Origin of the sequence: Citrobacter amalonaticus, from assembly GCF_018323885.1 — a bacterium.
GTDB classification, from domain to species: Bacteria; Pseudomonadota; Gammaproteobacteria; order Enterobacterales; family Enterobacteriaceae; genus Citrobacter_A; species Citrobacter_A amalonaticus.
In genome coordinates this window covers 1,925,255-1,942,804 of the sequence record NZ_AP024585.1, presented here as the reverse complement: position 1 = coordinate 1,942,804, position 17,550 = coordinate 1,925,255, and the positions used below count along the sequence as shown (strand labels likewise).

The following is a 17,550-nucleotide window of genomic DNA, read 5'->3' as shown; positions in this document are numbered from 1 at the left end:
TTATTCTCCCAGATGTTCCAGTAGCGACTCGAGGCGCTGTTTCAGCGCGGCGACTTCGCTTTCCAGCACCTCGACGCGGGCCTGTAGATCTCCCGTCACCGCCTGTGGCTCATCGGCCAGGGCAACCGGCTCCTGCACGGCGCCACAGAACAGATGCATATAACGGCTTTCACGCTTACCCGGTTCGCGCGCCAGACGGACGACATAAGGGCCGTCTTCCCGCGTTGCCAGGCGTTCCAGCGTTGCCTCGACTTCCGCCATATCGCTGAACTCATACATTCGCGAGGCGCGACTGCGCAATTCGCCCGGCGTCTGCGCACCGCGTAGCAGCAGTGTCGTCACCAGCGCCACCTCCGCGGAGCTCAATTTCAGGTTGCCAAACTCCGAGTTACAGAAACGCTGCTCATACTTGGTGACGCGGCTACCAAAGCCGCTGACCGTGCGCAGAAAATGGCGCTTCACCAGATTGTCGAGGTGCTCCTGCACCTCGTGCTCCGCCATATTCATCACCGGTTCACGGTTGGTTTTCTGATTGCAGGCGGTGACCACGCCATTTACGGAGAGCGGATATTGCTCAGGCGTCGTGACCTGTTTTTCGAGCAGACAGCCAATCACACGGGCTTCAGCGGCAGTTAATTCATATTTCATAGGGTGTCCTCACCGACCTGCGGTCCATTCTGATGTCGTTAACGCCGTCAGCACGTGGTCGCGCCATTGCCCGTCAATCAACAGATAATCTTTTGCGTAGCCTTCTTTTTCAAAGCCAAGTCGCGCCAGTAAATCACCGCTGCGTTTATTGTGCGGCATGTAATTCGCCATAATGCGATGAATATGTTGCGTGCGTTGCATATAACGAATCGCGGCGGTCAGCGCTTCAAACATCAGCCCCTGCCCCTGCCATTTCTGCGCAATGGAATACCCCAGATAGCAGGCATGGAAAGACCCCCGCACCACGTTAGAAAAATTCGCTACCCCAATGACCTCTTTTTCATCCGGGTCCAGCAGCGCAAAGTAATAGGCGGAACCTTGCTTATGAAATTCGGCAATCATGCTCAGCCGCGCCTGCCAGCCGGAGGGATAGCAGTGGCTTTCATCACGAATCGGTTCCCAGGGTTTTAAGAAATGACGATTTTCCGCGTAATAATCTGCCAGACGCCAGGCATCACGCTCATGCACTAAACGCACGACCAGGCGGTCGGTGGTTAAGCGCACTTTTGGCACGTTACTGCGATAGCCAAACATATTTATTCCTACTCCTTCCTGAATCGCCGTTACACCCTGATTGACTTACTATACCTGTGCAAAACCACCCTGTGAAAAGTGCAATTTGCCATTTTTTGAATTATTCCGCCATTTTGATGAAAGCTCTCTATCAAGATGGACTTTTGATAAAAAAATATTGTCCCGGCGAGGGTGGGCAAAAAGGCAGCAAAGCCGCAGAATAGGAGATACTTCGCTTTATCTACTCTCAATCATTCGAATGCCGCAAATTCCGCGCAACTCGAAGAATGACGAGTGTTTCCCGGGAGGGGAAATGTCGCGTGTCTCGCAGGCCAGGAACCTGGGTAAAACTTTCCTGCTCATCGATAATATGCTGGTCGTGTTGGGCTTTTTCGTCGTGTTCCCGCTGATCTCAATTCGCTTCGTCGACCAAATGGGCTGGGCCGCCGTGATGGTCGGCATTGCGCTGGGTCTGCGTCAGTTTATTCAACAGGGACTGGGCATTTTTGGCGGCGCGATTGCCGACCGTTTTGGCGCGAAACCGATGATCGTCACCGGCATGCTGATGCGCGCCGCCGGGTTTGCCACCATGGGGATCGCCCATGAACCCTGGCTTTTGTGGTTCTCCTGTTTCCTGTCCGGTCTCGGCGGCACGCTGTTCGATCCGCCGCGCTCGGCATTGGTGGTGAAGCTGATTCGCCCGCATCAGCGGGGTCGCTTCTTCTCAATATTGATGATGCAGGACAGCGCAGGGGCGGTTATCGGCGCGCTGTTAGGCAGTTGGTTGTTGCAGTATGACTTCCGTCTGGTTTGCGCGACCGGGGCAATATTGTTCGTGCTCTGCGCCGCCTTTAACGCCTGGCTGCTGCCCGCGTGGAAACTCTCTACTGTGCGTATTCCGGTACGGGAAGGAATGAGTCGGGTGCTCAGTGATAAACGCTTCGTCACCTATGTGCTGACGCTGGCGGGCTATTACATGCTGGCGGTGCAGGTCATGCTGATGCTACCCATTATGGTCAATGACATCGCCGGTTCACCTTCCGCGGTGAAATGGATGTATGCCATTGAAGCCTGCCTTTCGCTGACGCTGCTCTACCCCATTGCGCGCTGGAGTGAGAAACGGTTTCGTCTTGAGCATCGCCTGATGGCGGGCCTGCTGCTGATGTCACTGAGCATGTTACCCGTGGGGTTGGTGAGTGACTTGCAGCAGTTGTTCACGCTGATTTGCACTTTCTATATCGGTTCGATTATTGCTGAACCCGCCCGTGAAACGCTCAGCGCCTCGCTGTCGGATGCCCGTGCGCGCGGTAGCTATATGGGCTTTAGCCGTCTGGGGTTAGCCATAGGTGGTGCCATCGGGTATATCGGCGGCGGCTGGCTGTTTGATATGGGGAAACTGCTCCAGCAACCCGAGTTACCCTGGATGATGCTGGGGATCATTGGCTTCATCACTTTCCTGGCGCTGGGCTGGCAGTTTAGCCATAAACGCACGCCGCGCGGCATGCTGGAACCCGGCGCCTGATTTGATACCTGTGCGTGTCTCCTCCATACTGAAAGGGAACTGACAGTCAAATGGAGGAGAAACGTGAAGCTTTATATTTACGATCACTGCCCTTTCTGCATCAAAGCTCGCATGATTTTTGGCCTCAAAAACATCCCCGTCGAACTGATTGTCCTGGCCAACGACGATGACGAAACCCCAACCCGAATGATTGGCCAGAAAATGGTGCCCATTCTGCAAAAAGACGACAGCCGCTATCTACCGGAAAGCATGGACATCGTCCATTACGTCGATCAACTGGATGGCAAACCGCTGCTCACCGGCAAGAAAAATCCTGCTATTGACGAGTGGCTGCGCAAAGTGAACAGCTACGCCAATCACCTGCTGCTGCCGCGTTTTGCAAAATCTGCGTTTGATGAGTTTTCCACCCCTTCGGCACGCAAATACTTTACTGAGAAAAAAGAGGCGATGATTGGCAGTTTTGCCGACCATCTTGCCCATTCCGCTGGCCTGACCAAAAAAATCAGTGAGGATTTGCGCACACTGGATAAGCGCATTGTGCAACCCAATGGTGTAAACGGTGAGCTTTCCGAAGACGACATCCAGTTATTTCCCCTGTTGCGTAATCTGACACTGGTGGCCGGTATCAACTGGCCGACACGGGTTGCTGACTATCGCGACAATATGGCGAAACAGACGCAGATCAATCTGTTATCATCAATGGCGATTTAACGTTTACCGGCGGTGGCTGAATCATACAGGCTGCCGCTTTTTTCAGTTTTTTCTACTGGCGAAGTTCGCGCTGGTGACACATGCTGCGTTATGTCAGGATTAAGACGATCGCATCGTGTAGAGGAACCCCATGAAGAAGATTTTTTTTGCTGCCGCGTTGATAGTTGGCGGCCTGTTGACCGGCTGTAATCAGCTCACACAGTACACCGTAAGCGAACAAGAAATTAATCAGGCGCTCGAAAAACGCAACAACTTTGCCAAAGATATCGGGCTTCCGGGCGTTGCCGATGCGCATATCGTCCTCAATAACCTCTCCAGCCAGATCGGTCGTGAAGAGCCGAACAAAGTGACGCTGACCGGCGATGCAAAGCTGGATATGAATTCGCTGTTTGGCAGTCAGAAAGCAACCATTAAGCTAAAACTGAAAGCGCTGCCAGTCTTTAATAAAGAAAAAGGGGCCATCTTCCTGCAGGAAATGGAAGTGGTGGATGCCACCGTGACGCCGGAAAAAATGCAGTCAGTGCTGCAAACCCTGATGCCTTATCTCAATCAGTCACTGCGTAATTACTTTAACCAGCAGCCAGCGTATGTCCTGCGCGAAGACAGCAGCAAAGGCGAAGCGCTGGCGAAAAAGTACGCCAAAGGCATTGAGGTGAAGCCGGGCGAAATCATCATCCCGTTCACCGATTAAACGACAAAGGCGCTGCGGCGCCTTTTTTTACGTGCAAACGAAAACGTTTCCCCTTATCCTTTGTTTCCGGCAAAAATGACATCCCCCAGCCGGAGCATATTGATGACAGCACCCTCCCAGGTTTTAAAGATCCGCCGCCCAGATGACTGGCACCTTCACCTTCGCGACGGCGAAATGTTAAAAACGGTCGTGCCGTATACCAGCGATGTTTATGCACGTGCGATTGTGATGCCTAACCTGGCGCCGCCGATCACCACGGTAGATGCGGCAATTGCCTACCGCCAGCGCATCCTTGATGCGGTCCCTGCCGGACATTCCTTCACGCCGCTGATGACCTGCTATTTAACGGACACGTTGGATCCCGCTGAACTGGAACGCGGCTTTCGCGAAGGCGTGTTCACCGCAGCCAAACTCTATCCGGCAAACGCCACCACCAACTCCAGTCACGGGGTCACCTCCATTGATGCGATCATGCCAGTACTTGAACGCATGGAAAAACTCGGGATGCCGCTGCTGGTGCATGGCGAAGTCACCCACGCCGATATCGATATTTTTGACCGTGAAGCGCGCTTTATTGAGACGGTGATGGAGCCTCTGCGCCAGCGCCTGCCTGGGCTGAAAGTGGTCTTTGAGCACATCACTACCAAAGATGCGGCGGAGTATGTCCGTGACGGTAACGAATTATTGGCTGCGACGATTACACCGCAGCACCTGATGTTTAACCGTAACCACATGCTGGTTGGCGGTATTCGCCCACACCTCTACTGCCTGCCAATTCTGAAACGCAATGTCCACCAGCACGCTCTGCGTGAGCTGGTTGCCAGTGGCTTTGAGCGTGCCTTCCTCGGCACCGATTCAGCCCCACATGCCCGTCATCGTAAGGAATCGAGCTGTGGCTGCGCGGGATGTTTTAACGCGCCAACGGCACTGGCGAGTTACGCGAGCGTGTTTGAAGAGATGAATGCCCTGACGCACTTTGAAGCGTTTTGTTCACTGAACGGTCCGCGATTCTACGGCCTGCCGGTCAATGACACTTTCGTTGAACTGGTGCGTGAAGAGCAGCAGGTACCGGAGAGCATCGCGCTGACCGACGATACGCTGGTGCCGTTCCTCGGGGGCGAAACGGTACGCTGGACGATTAAAAAGTAAAAAAAATCGATGCCGCCTGTTGTAACCTGGCCAGGATGACTGTATAAATAACCAGTATATTCAACAGGGGGCCATTATGCGTATTGAAGTCACCATTGCTAAAACTTCACCTTTACCTGCCGGTGCTATTGACGCCCTGGCAGGTGAACTCTCCCGCCGTATTACTCACCACTTTCCCGATAACGACGGTAACGTGACCGTTCGTTATGCCGCTGCGAATAATTTGTCCGTGATTGGCGCGACGAAAGAAGATAAAGAACGGATCAGCGAAATTCTTCAGGAAACCTGGGAAAGCGCTGACGACTGGTTCATTAAAGAATAAAAATGCTATGCCGTAGTCTCTTTGCCGGGTCGCCCCGGCTTTTTTCTCTCATCTTTAAAGCAATCTTTTTTGCGGCATCATTTAGTATTCTCCGTTGCCTTCGGAATTGATTATATTTTCACCAGCCACTCAAAATTATTGCACAACATACTTAAAAAGAATGAACAAGATGGTGATTAATTACTCACAAATTCTTAATTTGCAGAAATTTATGCTCCCCCCTCTTTAAAATCTCAGTGAATACCCTTATTTATTGATATACTGAAGTTGCTTCAGATAAAAACGCATTGAACCTCGAAAACCGTTGTCTTGTAACACGAATTAGGGGGCATGATGGAAAAGAATAATGAAGTCATTCAGACTCATCCGCTTGTGGGATGGGACATCAGCACCGTAGATAGCTATGACGCGCTGATGCTGCGTTTGCACTACCAGACTCCAAATCGTCCCGAAACCGATGGTACAGAGGTCGGTCAAACGCTCTGGTTAACCACCGATGTTGCCAGACAATTTATTTCGATATTAGAAGCCGGCATAGCCAAAATCGAATCCGGCGATTACCAGGCCAACGAATACCGTCGGCATTAACGAGACGGACATTCTCACTTAAAAAGGCACCTTCGGGGTGCCTTTGCTATTTCTGGGTTGTATTACGCATTTCACTTATTTACTCTGCATCAAACGCGACAGCAGAGAGAAACTGATGAAATACGACTTAATCATTATAGGCAGCGGGTCCGTTGGGGCAGCCGCAGGTTATTATGCCACTCGCGCCGGGTTAAACGTTCTGATGACCGACGCGCATATGCCACCGCATCAACAGGGTAGTCATCACGGCGACACCCGGTTGATCCGCCACGCCTATGGCGAAGGTGAAAAATACGTTCCGCTGGTGCTGCGTGCGCAGGCGCTATGGGACGAACTCTCCACGCAAAATGAAGAGCCGATTTTCGTCCGCTCCGGCGTTATCAATCTTGGCCCCGCCGGTTCGCCCTTCCTGGCAAATGTCGCGCACAGCGCAAAACAGTGGCAACTGAACGTTGAACAACTGGATGCCGCCGCCATCATGGCGCGCTGGCCCGTAATCCGCGTACCTGCAGACTACACCGGCCTGTTCGAAGCTGATTCCGGTTTTTTACGCAGTGAACTGGCGATCAAAACCTGGATCCGTCTGGCAGAAGAAGCAGGATGCGCTCAACTCTTCAACTGCCCGGTCACAGCCATTCACCATGATGATGACGGCGGGGTCACTGTGGAAACCGCTGACGGCGATTACAGCGCGAAGAAAGCGCTGGTGAGCGCCGGTACCTGGGTTCAGGCTTTGCTCCCCGAGCTTCCCATCCAGCCGGTACGAAAAGTGTTTGCCTGGTACCAGGCCGATGGCCGCTATAGCATCAAGAATAAGTTTCCTGCCTTCACCGGTGAGTTGCCCAACGGCGATCAATACTACGGCTTCCCGGCGGAGAACGACGAACTGAAAATCGGTAAGCACAACGGCGGGCAACTTATCCACGCCGAAGCTGAACGCAAACCGTTTGCCAGCGTCGCCAGCGATGGATCTGAAGCATTCCCGTTCCTGCGCAATATCCTTCCGGGAGTGGGTTGCTGTCTGCACGGTGCGGCCTGCACCTACGACAACTCGCCGGATGAAGACTTTATCATCGACACGCTGCCCGGCCATGACAACACGCTGATCGTGACCGGGCTGAGTGGTCACGGCTTTAAATTTGCCTCCGTATTGGGTGAAATTGCCGCTGACTTTGCCCAGGAAAAGCCATCCGCTTTTGACCTGACGCCGTTCAGACTCTCCCGATTTACGGCATAATCGTTAAATGGCCTCGTAATGAGGCCTTTTTAATGGTGATTACAATATGCGTCGTCTGTTTCTTTATCTGGTCAACAATATTCGCGAGCATTTTATGCTCTACGTTATTTTGTGGTCGCTGCTGGCGATTCTTGATGTTATTTATATCCTGTTTTACTGAGCCATCAGCATTGACAAATACTGACAAAAACTGAAAATTATCTAATTTTTGTTTTGTTTTTTTGAATGACAAAACCCATCCCCTACCCCCCACAAACTGTCATAAATCGGTCATTTCTGACGAATCCGTTGAATCAAAATCTACACTTAATACAAAATTATTGAATCACCGTTAAATCTCTCTCCCGGTGTTATTTTTTAGTTGCATTTATGTCTCTGTCAGGCCATTTTCATTCAATCCTGAAATATGAAATGGAATTTTTATGCAATTTTCAAATACGCCTCAACGGTATGGTTTTATTTCCGCCATGCTTCACTGGCTAACCGCGTTGGTGGTCTACGGGATGTTTGCACTCGGTCTCTGGATGGTGACGTTGAGCTATTACGACGGCTGGTATCACCAGGGACCGGAATTGCACAAAAGCATCGGGATCCTGCTGATGATGGGCCTGGTCGTTCGGGTCATCTGGCGTCTGATCTCGCCACCGCCGAAAGCGCTGAAAAGCTATTCGGCCCTGACCCGTGCTGGCGCAGCGTTGGGCCACCTCGCGCTATATCTGCTGCTGTTTAGCATTGTCATCAGCGGTTATCTGATCTCGACGGCGGACGGTAAACCGATCAGCGTTTTCGGCTGGTTTGATGTCCCGGCCACCTTCGCGGATGCTGGCGTTCAGGCCGATCTCGCCGGAAGCGTACACCTGTGGCTGGCCTGGACCGTCGTTATTCTTTCCATTCTGCATGGCCTGATGGCCTTTAAACACCACTTTATCGATAAAGACGACACCCTGAATCGCATGTTGGGTAAGTCGTCATCTGACTATGGAGCTCAAAAATGAAAAAAAGCCTGCTGGGTTTAACTCTCGCCTCTCTGCTGTTCACCACCGGTTCTGCCATCGCGGCGGATTATAAAATTGACAAAGAAGGACAACATGCCTTTGTTAATTTCCGTATTCAGCACCTGGGATACAGCTGGTTGTACGGCACGTTCAAAGACTTCGACGGAACCTTTACCTTTGATGAAAAGGATCCCGCCGCCGATAAAGTGAATGTGACGATCAACACCAACAGCGTGGATACCAATCACGCCGAGCGTGATAAACATCTTCGCAGCGCTGATTTCCTCAATGTCGCGAAATTCCCGCAGGCGACATTCACCTCCACCAACGTGAAAAAAGACGGTGACGAACTGGATATCACCGGGAATCTGACGCTAAACGGCGTAACAAAGCCGGTGACGCTGGAAGCGAAGATGATCGGTCAGGGTGACGATCCGTGGGGGGGTAAACGCGCAGGCTTCGAAGCCGAAGGTAAAATCAAGCTGAAGGATTTCAACATCACCACCGATCTGGGTCCTGCCTCGCAGGAAGTGGAGTTGATTATCTCAGTTGAAGGCGTACAGCAGAAGTAAACGAGGAATGATGCCGGATGGCGATGTTGTCGCCGCCATCCGGCCACACCATTACTCGGCAGGATCCGGAATACCCAGTTTCGTATTCAGTCGTCCACGCGACTTGTTGAAGATTTTATTGCCGTTCTCGCGTCCTGCGCGCAGGCGACGTTGCTCTTCTTCAGGTAATGCGCTCTCTTCGCAACAGATCTCGCTACAGCAGCCGTTGTACTTTTGCGCACATGCCGGGCACTGAATAAACAGCAGATGGCAGCCGTCATTATTACAGTTGGTGTGGCTGTCGCACGGCGCACCACATTGATGACAATGCGCAATCACCTCATCTGAAATACGCTCACCCATGCGCTCATCAAACACAAAGTTTTTGCCGATGAAACGTACCGGTAACCCCTGCTCGCGGGCCTTGCGTGCATATTCAATGATACCGCCTTCAATGTGCCACACTTTACTGAAGCCATTGTGCTTCATCCAGGCGCTGGCTTTTTCGCAGCGAATACCGCCGGTACAGTACATCACAATCTTTTTATCTTTGTGTTCCTGCATCATTTCGACCGCTTTGGGTAACTGCTCGCGGAACGTGTCGGCCGGGATTTCCAGCGCGTTCTCAAAATGGCCCACTTCGTATTCGTAGTGGTTACGCATATCAATGAACAGCGCATCCGGGTCGTCGAGCATCGCGTTCACTTCCGCGGCCTTGAGATAGTCGCCGACATCGCTGGCATCAAAACTCGGGTCCTCAATGCCATCTGCCACAATCCGCTCACGCACTTTCATTCGCAGCACCCAGAAGGATTTCCCGTCATCTTCCAGCGCAATGTTCAGACGCACGCCGTCAAGTGCCGGATCAAAGGCGTACAGCTGCTGGCGGAACGTCTCCACCTGACTTTGCGGTACGCTGATTTGGGCGTTAATCCCTTCATGCGCCAGATAGATGCGACCGAAAACATTCAGCGCGGTTAACTTTTGATACAACGCATCGCGTGTGGCCTGCGGGTCTGCGATGGTAAAATATTTGTAGAACGAAATGGTCGTGCGCGGCTCAGTTTCAGCCAGCATCCGGGCTTTGAGGGCATCATTGGAAATACGGTTATGTAACACTGGCATGGTGTACGGGTCCTGCGGCAGGTGAAATCAGAATCGGCGGCATCATATAGCAATCCGCGCCAATTTACATCCATACATTTTGCGCTACATTTCTTTCTTCAAACTAAAAAATTAACAACATTTGCTGAATTTATCGCCATTCCGGAGCCACAAATTTTTTCTGACGGCGAAAAAATGCAACAATACAGATAATTGCCCGTTTTAAGGTATACAACAGGAAAGACATGACGAATTTACCTAAGTTCTCCGCAGCACTACTGCATCCACGGTATTGGTTAACCTGGCTCGGTATTGGCGCACTTTGGTTGGTCGTGCAGTTGCCCTATCCGATACTCTATCGCCTTGGTCATATGATCGGTCACCTGGCGTATCGTCTGATGAAGCGGCGGACGAAAATTGCATATCGTAACCTCGAGCTCTGTTTCCCTGAAATGAGTGAGCGTGACCGCCATGCGATGGTGGTTAAAAATTTTGAATCCGTCGGTATGGGCCTGCTGGAAACCGGGATGGCCTGGTTCTGGTCCGATCGTCGCATTGCCCGCTGGACCGAAGTGATCGGCATGGAGCATATTCGTGACGTTCAGGCTCAGCAGCGCGGTATTTTGCTGGTGGGGCTGCACTTTTTAACCCTGGAACTCGGTGCGCGTCAGTTCGGTTTGCAGGAACCCGGCATCGGCGTTTATCGCCCGAATGATAATCCCTTGATCGACTGGCTCCAGACCTGGGGTCGTATGCGCTCAAACAAATCCATGCTCGATCGCAAGGATCTGAAAGGGATGATTAAGGCGCTGAAGAAAGGCGAAGTGGTCTGGTATGCGCCGGACCACGATTATGGCCCGCGCGCCAGCGTGTTCGTCCCGCTTTTTGCCGTTGAACAAGCAGCCACCACCTCCGGCACCTGGATGTTGGCGCGAATGTCTAATGCCTGCCTGGTGCCGTTTGTACCGCGTCGCAAGCCCGATGGCAAAGGCTACCAGCTGATTATGTTACCGCCAGAATGCTCACCGCCGCTGGATGACGCAGAGACCACCGCCGCCTGGATGAACAAGATTGTTGAGAAGTGCATCATGATGGCGCCAGAACAGTACATGTGGCTACATCGCCGCTTCAAAACACGTCCTGCTGGCGTACCTTCCCGTTATTAAATCCTGCATAGCAGCCCCTTTTGGGCTGCTTTCTCACCGTTTTTAGCGATAAAAGCTCCCCACATTGCGACCCTCTGCATCCAGGCGCATAATGAATATGCTTAATTTATATTCGTTTTTTGCCCGATCGCGCCAACAGCGCATCACACGCGGATCGCTATGTCACCCTCTGATACTCCCATAAACTGGAAACGTAATCTCACTGTCACCTGGCTCGGCTGTTTCTTAACCGGCGCCGCATTTAGCCTGGTGATGCCATTTTTACCACTTTATGTCGAACAACTCGGCGTAACGGGCCACAGTGCGCTCAACATGTGGTCCGGACTGGTCTTTAGTATTACGTTTCTTTTCTCTGCGATCGCCTCTCCCTTCTGGGGCGGGCTTGCCGACCGTAAAGGCAGAAAGATTATGCTGCTGCGCTCTGCGCTGGGGATGGCAATAGTGATGCTGCTAATGGGCCTTGCGCAGAATATCTGGCAGTTTCTGGTGCTGCGCGCGCTGCTCGGGTTGCTGGGCGGATTCATTCCCAACGCCAACGCCCTCATCGCCACCCAGGTCCCACGCAATAAAAGCGGTTGGGCGCTGGGAACGCTCTCTACCGGCGGCGTCAGCGGTGCATTACTCGGCCCGTTAGCGGGCGGCCTGCTTGCCGACCAGTACGGCCTGCGCCCGGTTTTCTTCATCACCGCGACGGTACTGCTGATCTGTTTCTTACTGACGCTGTTTTTTATTCGCGAAAACTTCAAACCCATCAGCAAGAAAGAGATGCTGCGCGTCCGGGAAGTGGTTGCTACGCTTAAAAACCCGAAACTGGTGCTGAGCCTGTTCGTCACCACGCTGATTATTCAGGTCGCGACCGGTTCCATTGCACCGATTTTGACCCTCTATGTGCGGGAGCTGGCGGGTAACGTCAGCAATATTGCGTTTATTAGCGGGATGATTGCCTCCGTACCTGGCGTCGCCGCATTGCTCAGTGCGCCAAGATTAGGCAAGCTGGGCGACCGTATCGGACCGGAGAAAATCCTCATTGTGGCGCTAATCTTCTCCGTTCTGCTGCTGATCCCGATGTCTTTTGTGCAGACCCCGTGGCAACTGGCGGTACTGCGCTTTTTACTGGGCGCTGCCGACGGCGCGCTGCTGCCGGCGGTACAAACGCTGCTGGTCTATAACTCCACAAACCAAATCGCCGGGCGCATCTTTAGTTATAACCAGTCGTTCCGCGATATCGGCAACGTCACCGGCCCGCTCATGGGAGCAGCGATTTCCGCTAGTTACGGCTTCCGTGCCGTCTTCCTGGTCACTGCCGGGGTGGTATTGTTTAACGCCATTTATTCCTGGAACAGCCTGCGCCGTCGTGCTCTCACGCGAACAGCGGGATGATTTTTCAGCATTCATACTTGCATAACCGGAGAATCAGCTATTCTTTCCCTGATTACCTCATCAAATCAAAGGGAGACTCAGATGACCATGTATGCAACGCTGGAAGAAGCCATTGACTCAGCCCGTGAAGAATTTATGGCGGACCATCCTGAGCTTGAACAGGACGAAGCCAATGTACAGCAGTTCAACGTGCAGAAGTACGTGCTACAGGATGGCGACATCATGTGGCAGGTCGAGTTTTTTGCCGATGAAGGCGAAGAAGGCGAGTGCCTGCCGATGCTCAGTGGCGAGGCCGCGCAAAGTGTCTTTGACGGCGACTATGATGAGATAGAGATCCGCCAGGAGTGGCTGGAAGAGAATACACTGCATGAATGGGATGAAGGCGAATTTCAGCTTGAGCCCCCCCTGGATACCGAAGAGGGTCAAACCGCAGCCGATGAATGGGATGAACGGTAATTACTCGTAAGGGCCGTGATGCATGTCCAGCGGCAACAGCAGCGTGTCAAACACCAGCGAGAACGGCAGATCGAGGATAGTGACATAACGCCATGCTGAATCCCGGACATCCCACTGCACTCCCGGATAGTACTGGTTGCCATGCCCCTGTCCGGGGATTGTCCGGCTGATAATGCTGCCGCACCCGCTTAACAGCATCACCATGATGCCCAACGCTACGATTCGCACGTGATACCTCATTAATCGTTTTCTTCAGTATAAAAAAATACCGGCGCAAGCCGGTATTATTCAGATGATTTCGCCGGGTGGCGCTTACGGCGTCTTCAGCGTCTGTGGGTTCAGGGTGATACCCTGATAATAACTCACCCACGATGAATACTTCTCTGGCGAATTCCAGACACGATAGTGCAAACGCGCCATCGTCACCGGATCGCTTAGCAGTACCAGACGACGGTCGCGATTCAGTTTTTCCGGGGTCTCGTTCAGCGCCTGCTCAACGTGACGATCGCGGGCAATCTCCAGTACCTGGCTTGCACGGTGACGTGCCGTCGCCATCGCAGTGGCCAGCGCGTTAAACGATGGGTTAAACACCGCGTGCATGAAGCCATCGTCAAGCGAGCGGTTGCGGTTCATCACCAGATACTTGTCGGTATCCACCAGCACCTGCGGCGGCGAATATTCTTCCGGGATCAGGAACAGCTTCCAGCGTTTGGTACGCAAACCGACCGTTGAACGGCTGGAGATCACCGAAACAAACGGTGACAGGATTAGCGAGAAGACAATCGGTGCCAGCCAGAACAGGAAACGCAGATCCAGCCACGCCATACCGACCGCCCATACCAGACCCAGCAGCAGTTGCGAACCATGACGCATAAACGCTTCGCCCCACGGCGTAGAGTCATCGTCACGCTGCGGCGAGTTCCACACCACTTCCCAGCCCAGGAAGGCGCTCACCACGAAGACGGTGTGGAACAACATACGCACCGGCGCCAGCAAGACGGAGAACAACACCTCCAGCAGCAGCGACAGCGTTACGCGAATAAAACCACCGTACTCTTTGGTGCCTTTACACCAGATGAGCAGAATACTCAGCAACTTCGGCAGGAACAGCAGCACCATTGTCGAGGCAAACAGGGCTATCGCCAGTTCAGGACGCCACTGCGGCCAGACCGGAAACAGCTGGCGCGGTTGCAGGAAGTATTGCGGCTCGGTAAGCGCATGGACTACCTGCAATGCGGTCGACAGCGCGAGGAACATAAACCACAACGGCGCGGAGAGATAAGACATCACCCCGGTCAGGAACACGGCGCGGTGAACCGGGTGCATCCCTTTTACAAGGAACAGACGGAAGTTCATCAGGTTGCCATGACACCAGCGACGGTCACGCTTCAGCTCATCCAGCAGGTTCGGCGGCAGTTCTTCATAGGAACCGGGCAGATCGTAAGCAATCCACACGCCCCACCCGGCTCGACGCATCAACGCCGCTTCCACGAAGTCGTGCGACAGGATGGAACCGGCGAAAGAGCCTTCACCCGGCAGCGGCGCCAGCGCACAGTGCTCAATGAACGGCTTCACGCGGATGATGGCGTTGTGCCCCCAGTAATGGGACTCACCCAACTGCCAGAAGTGTAAACCGGCGGTGAACAGCGGCCCGTATACGCGCGTCGCAAACTGCTGACAGCGCGCATACAAGGTGTCCATGCCGGACGCCTTCGGCGATGACTGAATGATCCCGGCGTTCGGGTTCGCTTCCATCAGACGCACCAGACCACTCAGACACTCACCGGTCATCACCGAGTCAGCATCCAGCACCACCATGTAACTGTACTGGCTGCCCCAGCGACGGCAGAAGTCATCAATGTTACCGCTTTTACGCTTCACACGACGGCGACGACGGCGATAGAAAATCTGTCCTTCGCCCTGCACTTCAGCAATCAGCTCCATCCACGCCTTTTGTTCAGCAACGCAGATATCGGGGTTGTAGCTGTCGCTAAGAATATAGACATCGAAATGTTCGCCGTTGCCGGTCGCTTTTACTGATTCCCATGTCGCGCGCAGGCCAGCAAAAACACGATCAACGTCTTCGTTACAGATAGGCATAATCAGCGCGGTACGGTGCTGCGGATTCAGCGGTTCGTCACCGACCGTTGACGCCGAAATACTGTACTTATCGCGACCAATCAGCAGTTGCAGGAAGCCCATCAACGCGGTCCAGAACCCGGCGGAAACCCAGCAGAACAGCACCGCAAAGAGGATCAAAATACCGGTTTGCAGCATGTACGGCAGCAACTGCATGAAGGAGACCCACAGGTCCTGCCCAACCATATCCGCCGGATTGATCAGCGCCCAGCCCTGATACGGCAGAATCGTCTTCATGTACCAGGTCGCGACGACCGTCTGCGCCAGCGTCAGCAGCAGCAGCGTATAGCGACGAAGGGTGCCAACGGTACGCCACTTCTGCTCGCTTTCCTGTTCTTCTTTCGTCAGACGCGCGAGATAGCGCGGCGTAACGTCACGTCCACGCAGACGATCCCAGAAACGCCCAACCGGGTTGGTGCGCCAGGGATCGGGAAACATCGAAGAACGTTTGGCTTTAGGCATTGCCTGAAGCTGATCGCGCCCTTCGTCATCTTTGATCAACTGCCCTTCGCCCAGCGAGTCTGGCCAGGCTTGTTGCAGACGCGCTTTGACAGAACCCTGCGGTGAATCGTCTTCTCGCGAGTAACGGCGATGCTCGGCATCCAGCGCTGCATGCACTGCGCGGATGTCAGTTGTCGGCAATGCCGCTTTCTCGATCTCCGAGAGCGGCATGGCGTCAATGTACTCAGTTGTCTTATTCATTGGCAGGTAACTGGTAGCTCCAGGTTTCACTCAACGTCTGATCGGCATTGACTAATGCCGCACGCATTTCAGTGGTTTTCTTCACATCTTTCACTTTCACGCGCATCGTCATACGCCAACCTTTGGTGATCGGGTTGTAACGGACTGTTGTTTCCACGATCTCGCCGTTGTCGCCAATGCTGGTTTGCGCGGTGACCGGGGTATCCTGCGGCAGTTTTTTCATGTCCGTGCCGGTGAAGTCCACCACGAAGGCGATCGTGCCGTCAGGCTGGCGAATGAGATTAGACTGTTTGACATCGCCGGTTGAACGACGCGTCTGCTGCACCCAGGCGTTATCCGGCGCATGAAGTTTGTCTTCATCGCGGCTGAACGTCAGGGTGTATTTAAAGTTCATCTCTTTGCCAGGCTCAGGCAGTTGATCCGGCGTCCAGTAAGCGACGATGTTATCGTTGGTTTCGTCATTGGTCGGGATTTCAACCAGTTCAATCTTACCCTTGCCCCACTCGCCTTTCGGTGTAATCCAGGCGCTTGGGCGCAGATCGTAACGGTCGTCGAGATCTTCAAAGCGAGAGAACTGACGGCCGCGCTGGAGCAGACCAAACCCTTGCGGGTTTTCCATCGCAAAACTGCTCACCGCGAGGTGTTTCGGGTTATTCAGCGGACGCCAGATCCATTCACCGTTGCCGGCATGAATCGACAAACCGTTGGAGTCATGCAGTTCCGGACGATAGTTCGTCGCCGGTGAAGGCTGGTTTGGCCCATACAGGAACATACTGGTTAACGGCGCCACGCCCAGTTTACCGACCTTATCACGCAGGTAGACTTTCGACTGCACGTCGACAACGGTGTCACGCCCAGGAATTATCACAAAACGATAGGCCCCGGTCGCACGCGGAGAGTCCAGTAAGGCATAAATCGTCAGGCGCTTGTCAGTTGGTTTTGGACGTTCGATCCAGAACTCACGGAAGCGGGGAAATTCTTCACCTGAAGGCAGCGCGGTATCAATAGCCAGACCGCGCGCAGAAAGGCCATACACCTGACCGGCCCCCAGGACGCGGAAGTAGCTTGCGCCAAGCATGCTGACGATTTCATCGTTTTTGTCTTTGCTGTTGATCGGGTACAACACTTTGAAACCCGCAAAGCCGAGATCTTTTACCGTGTCTTTATCATGCTGAACGTCGCCGAAATTGAAGTAGTCCGGGCTGTATTTGATTCTTTTAACCGTAGTTGCCGTGACTTCATTGATTTTGACCGGCGTGTCGAAGTACATACCCTGGTGGTAGAACTCGAGCTTGAATGGGGTCTTGAGATTGCTCCAGTATGCTTTGTCGCGATTAAACTGGATCTGCTGATAGTCCGCATATTTCATGTCGCGGAAAACGGAGGGCAAGTTACTTTTTGGCGCCTCATAGCCTTTACCGGCTAAGGATTGAGCTTGCTTTGCAACATCATCGATGGAGAAGGCCCAGGCCGACGACGTGTACAGCGTTAACATAACTGCCGCACCCAACCAACGCATTTTCATCATTTGTGGTTTATGTTTCATAATTAGTAAGCACTTCCCCCTTTGTGTGCTTATATCGATCCGATCTATTTTAATGGATAATCAGGCATTA

The 17,550-nt window shown here is 53.1% G+C and carries 19 protein-coding genes; 13 read left to right on the top strand and 6 right to left on the bottom strand.

Annotation, left to right across the window (positions count from 1 at the left end; genetic code table 11):
- Together KI228_RS09060 and rimJ are read right to left on the bottom strand one after the other, a co-directional pair.
- The gene (locus tag KI228_RS09060) at positions 1-648 is read right to left on the bottom strand and encodes a YceH family protein (RefSeq protein WP_044266033.1); all 648 of its coding nucleotides are present in this window, start codon (positions 646-648) and stop codon (positions 1-3) included.
- Between the two features lie 9 nt (positions 649-657).
- Complete coding sequence (rimJ, locus tag KI228_RS09055) at positions 658-1,242, bottom strand: ribosomal protein S5-alanine N-acetyltransferase (protein WP_043001008.1); 585 nt, start codon at positions 1,240-1,242, stop codon at positions 658-660.
- Positions 1,243-1,534: 292 nt separating this feature from the next.
- Here rimJ and mdtH point away from each other — a divergent pair, with 292 nt between their 5' ends.
- From mdtH to KI228_RS09005, 10 genes are all read left to right on the top strand, one after another.
- Positions 1,535-2,743 carry a multidrug efflux MFS transporter MdtH gene (mdtH, locus tag KI228_RS09050; protein ID WP_044258032.1) on the top strand — a complete coding sequence of 403 codons (1,209 nt, stop codon included), beginning with the start codon at positions 1,535-1,537 and terminating at the stop codon, positions 2,741-2,743.
- A gap of 63 nt (positions 2,744-2,806) precedes the next feature.
- The gene (grxB, locus tag KI228_RS09045; RefSeq protein ID WP_043001010.1) at positions 2,807-3,454 is read left to right on the top strand and encodes a glutaredoxin 2; all 648 of its coding nucleotides are present in this window, start codon (positions 2,807-2,809) and stop codon (positions 3,452-3,454) included.
- A 130-nt stretch (positions 3,455-3,584) separates the two neighbouring features.
- The gene (locus KI228_RS09040) at positions 3,585-4,145 is read left to right on the top strand and encodes a lipoprotein (RefSeq protein WP_043001011.1); all 561 of its coding nucleotides are present in this window, start codon (positions 3,585-3,587) and stop codon (positions 4,143-4,145) included.
- Positions 4,146-4,247: 102 nt separating this feature from the next.
- Positions 4,248-5,294: a dihydroorotase gene (pyrC, locus tag KI228_RS09035; RefSeq protein ID WP_061070245.1), complete on the top strand. Its 1,047-nt coding sequence runs from the start codon at positions 4,248-4,250 to the stop codon at positions 5,292-5,294.
- A gap of 76 nt (positions 5,295-5,370) precedes the next feature.
- The gene (dinI, locus tag KI228_RS09030; protein WP_042319691.1) at positions 5,371-5,616 is read left to right on the top strand and encodes a DNA damage-inducible protein I; all 246 of its coding nucleotides are present in this window, start codon (positions 5,371-5,373) and stop codon (positions 5,614-5,616) included.
- A gap of 333 nt (positions 5,617-5,949) precedes the next feature.
- Positions 5,950-6,204 (top strand): biofilm formation regulator BssS, encoded by a 255-nt coding sequence (bssS, locus tag KI228_RS09025; protein WP_043001951.1) that lies wholly within the window; start codon positions 5,950-5,952, stop codon positions 6,202-6,204.
- A 115-nt stretch (positions 6,205-6,319) separates the two neighbouring features.
- Positions 6,320-7,441: an N-methyl-L-tryptophan oxidase gene (gene solA / locus KI228_RS09020; RefSeq protein ID WP_061070246.1), complete on the top strand. Its 1,122-nt coding sequence runs from the start codon at positions 6,320-6,322 to the stop codon at positions 7,439-7,441.
- A gap of 46 nt (positions 7,442-7,487) precedes the next feature.
- Complete coding sequence (locus KI228_RS09015) at positions 7,488-7,601, top strand: YceO family protein (protein WP_043001014.1); 114 nt, start codon at positions 7,488-7,490, stop codon at positions 7,599-7,601.
- A gap of 262 nt (positions 7,602-7,863) precedes the next feature.
- Positions 7,864-8,436 (top strand): cytochrome b, encoded by a 573-nt coding sequence (locus KI228_RS09010; RefSeq protein WP_044258037.1) that lies wholly within the window; start codon positions 7,864-7,866, stop codon positions 8,434-8,436.
- Complete coding sequence (locus tag KI228_RS09005) at positions 8,433-9,008, top strand: YceI family protein (RefSeq protein ID WP_044258038.1); 576 nt, start codon at positions 8,433-8,435, stop codon at positions 9,006-9,008. Before KI228_RS09010 ends, KI228_RS09005 begins: the two co-directional genes overlap by 4 nt.
- 51 nt (positions 9,009-9,059) lie before the next feature.
- Here KI228_RS09005 and trhO read toward each other — a convergent pair whose 3' ends face one another.
- Complete coding sequence (gene trhO, locus KI228_RS09000) at positions 9,060-10,112, bottom strand: oxygen-dependent tRNA uridine(34) hydroxylase TrhO (protein ID WP_061070247.1); 1,053 nt, start codon at positions 10,110-10,112, stop codon at positions 9,060-9,062.
- Positions 10,113-10,336: 224 nt separating this feature from the next.
- On the opposite strand from trhO, the gene KI228_RS08995 reads away from it, so the two are divergent.
- The 3 genes from KI228_RS08995 (at position 10,337) to KI228_RS08985 (ending at position 13,093) form a co-directional block, all read left to right on the top strand.
- Entirely contained in the window at positions 10,337-11,257 is a 921-nt protein-coding gene (locus KI228_RS08995) for a Kdo(2)-lipid IV(A) acyltransferase (RefSeq protein ID WP_044258041.1), read from the top strand.
- A gap of 159 nt (positions 11,258-11,416) precedes the next feature.
- A complete protein-coding gene (gene mdtG, locus KI228_RS08990; protein ID WP_061070248.1) occupies positions 11,417-12,637 on the top strand; it encodes a multidrug efflux MFS transporter MdtG in 1,221 nt (406 codons plus the stop codon).
- Positions 12,638-12,718: 81 nt separating this feature from the next.
- Positions 12,719-13,093 (top strand): MysB family protein, encoded by a 375-nt coding sequence (locus tag KI228_RS08985; RefSeq protein WP_043001020.1) that lies wholly within the window; start codon positions 12,719-12,721, stop codon positions 13,091-13,093.
- Here KI228_RS08985 and KI228_RS08980 read toward each other — a convergent pair whose 3' ends face one another.
- From KI228_RS08980 to mdoG, 3 genes are all read right to left on the bottom strand, one after another.
- Positions 13,094-13,333, bottom strand: a complete 240-nt coding sequence (locus KI228_RS08980) for a YceK/YidQ family lipoprotein (RefSeq protein ID WP_394570992.1) — start codon at positions 13,331-13,333, stop codon at positions 13,094-13,096.
- Positions 13,334-13,405: 72 nt separating this feature from the next.
- Positions 13,406-15,934, bottom strand: coding sequence for a glucans biosynthesis glucosyltransferase MdoH (gene mdoH, locus KI228_RS08975; protein WP_061070249.1), 2,529 nt, complete (start codon positions 15,932-15,934; stop codon positions 13,406-13,408).
- Positions 15,927-17,462: a glucans biosynthesis protein MdoG gene (mdoG, locus tag KI228_RS08970; RefSeq protein WP_080343312.1), complete on the bottom strand. Its 1,536-nt coding sequence runs from the start codon at positions 17,460-17,462 to the stop codon at positions 15,927-15,929. Before mdoG ends, mdoH begins: the two co-directional genes overlap by 8 nt.
- Positions 17,463-17,550: the final 88 nt, after the last annotated feature.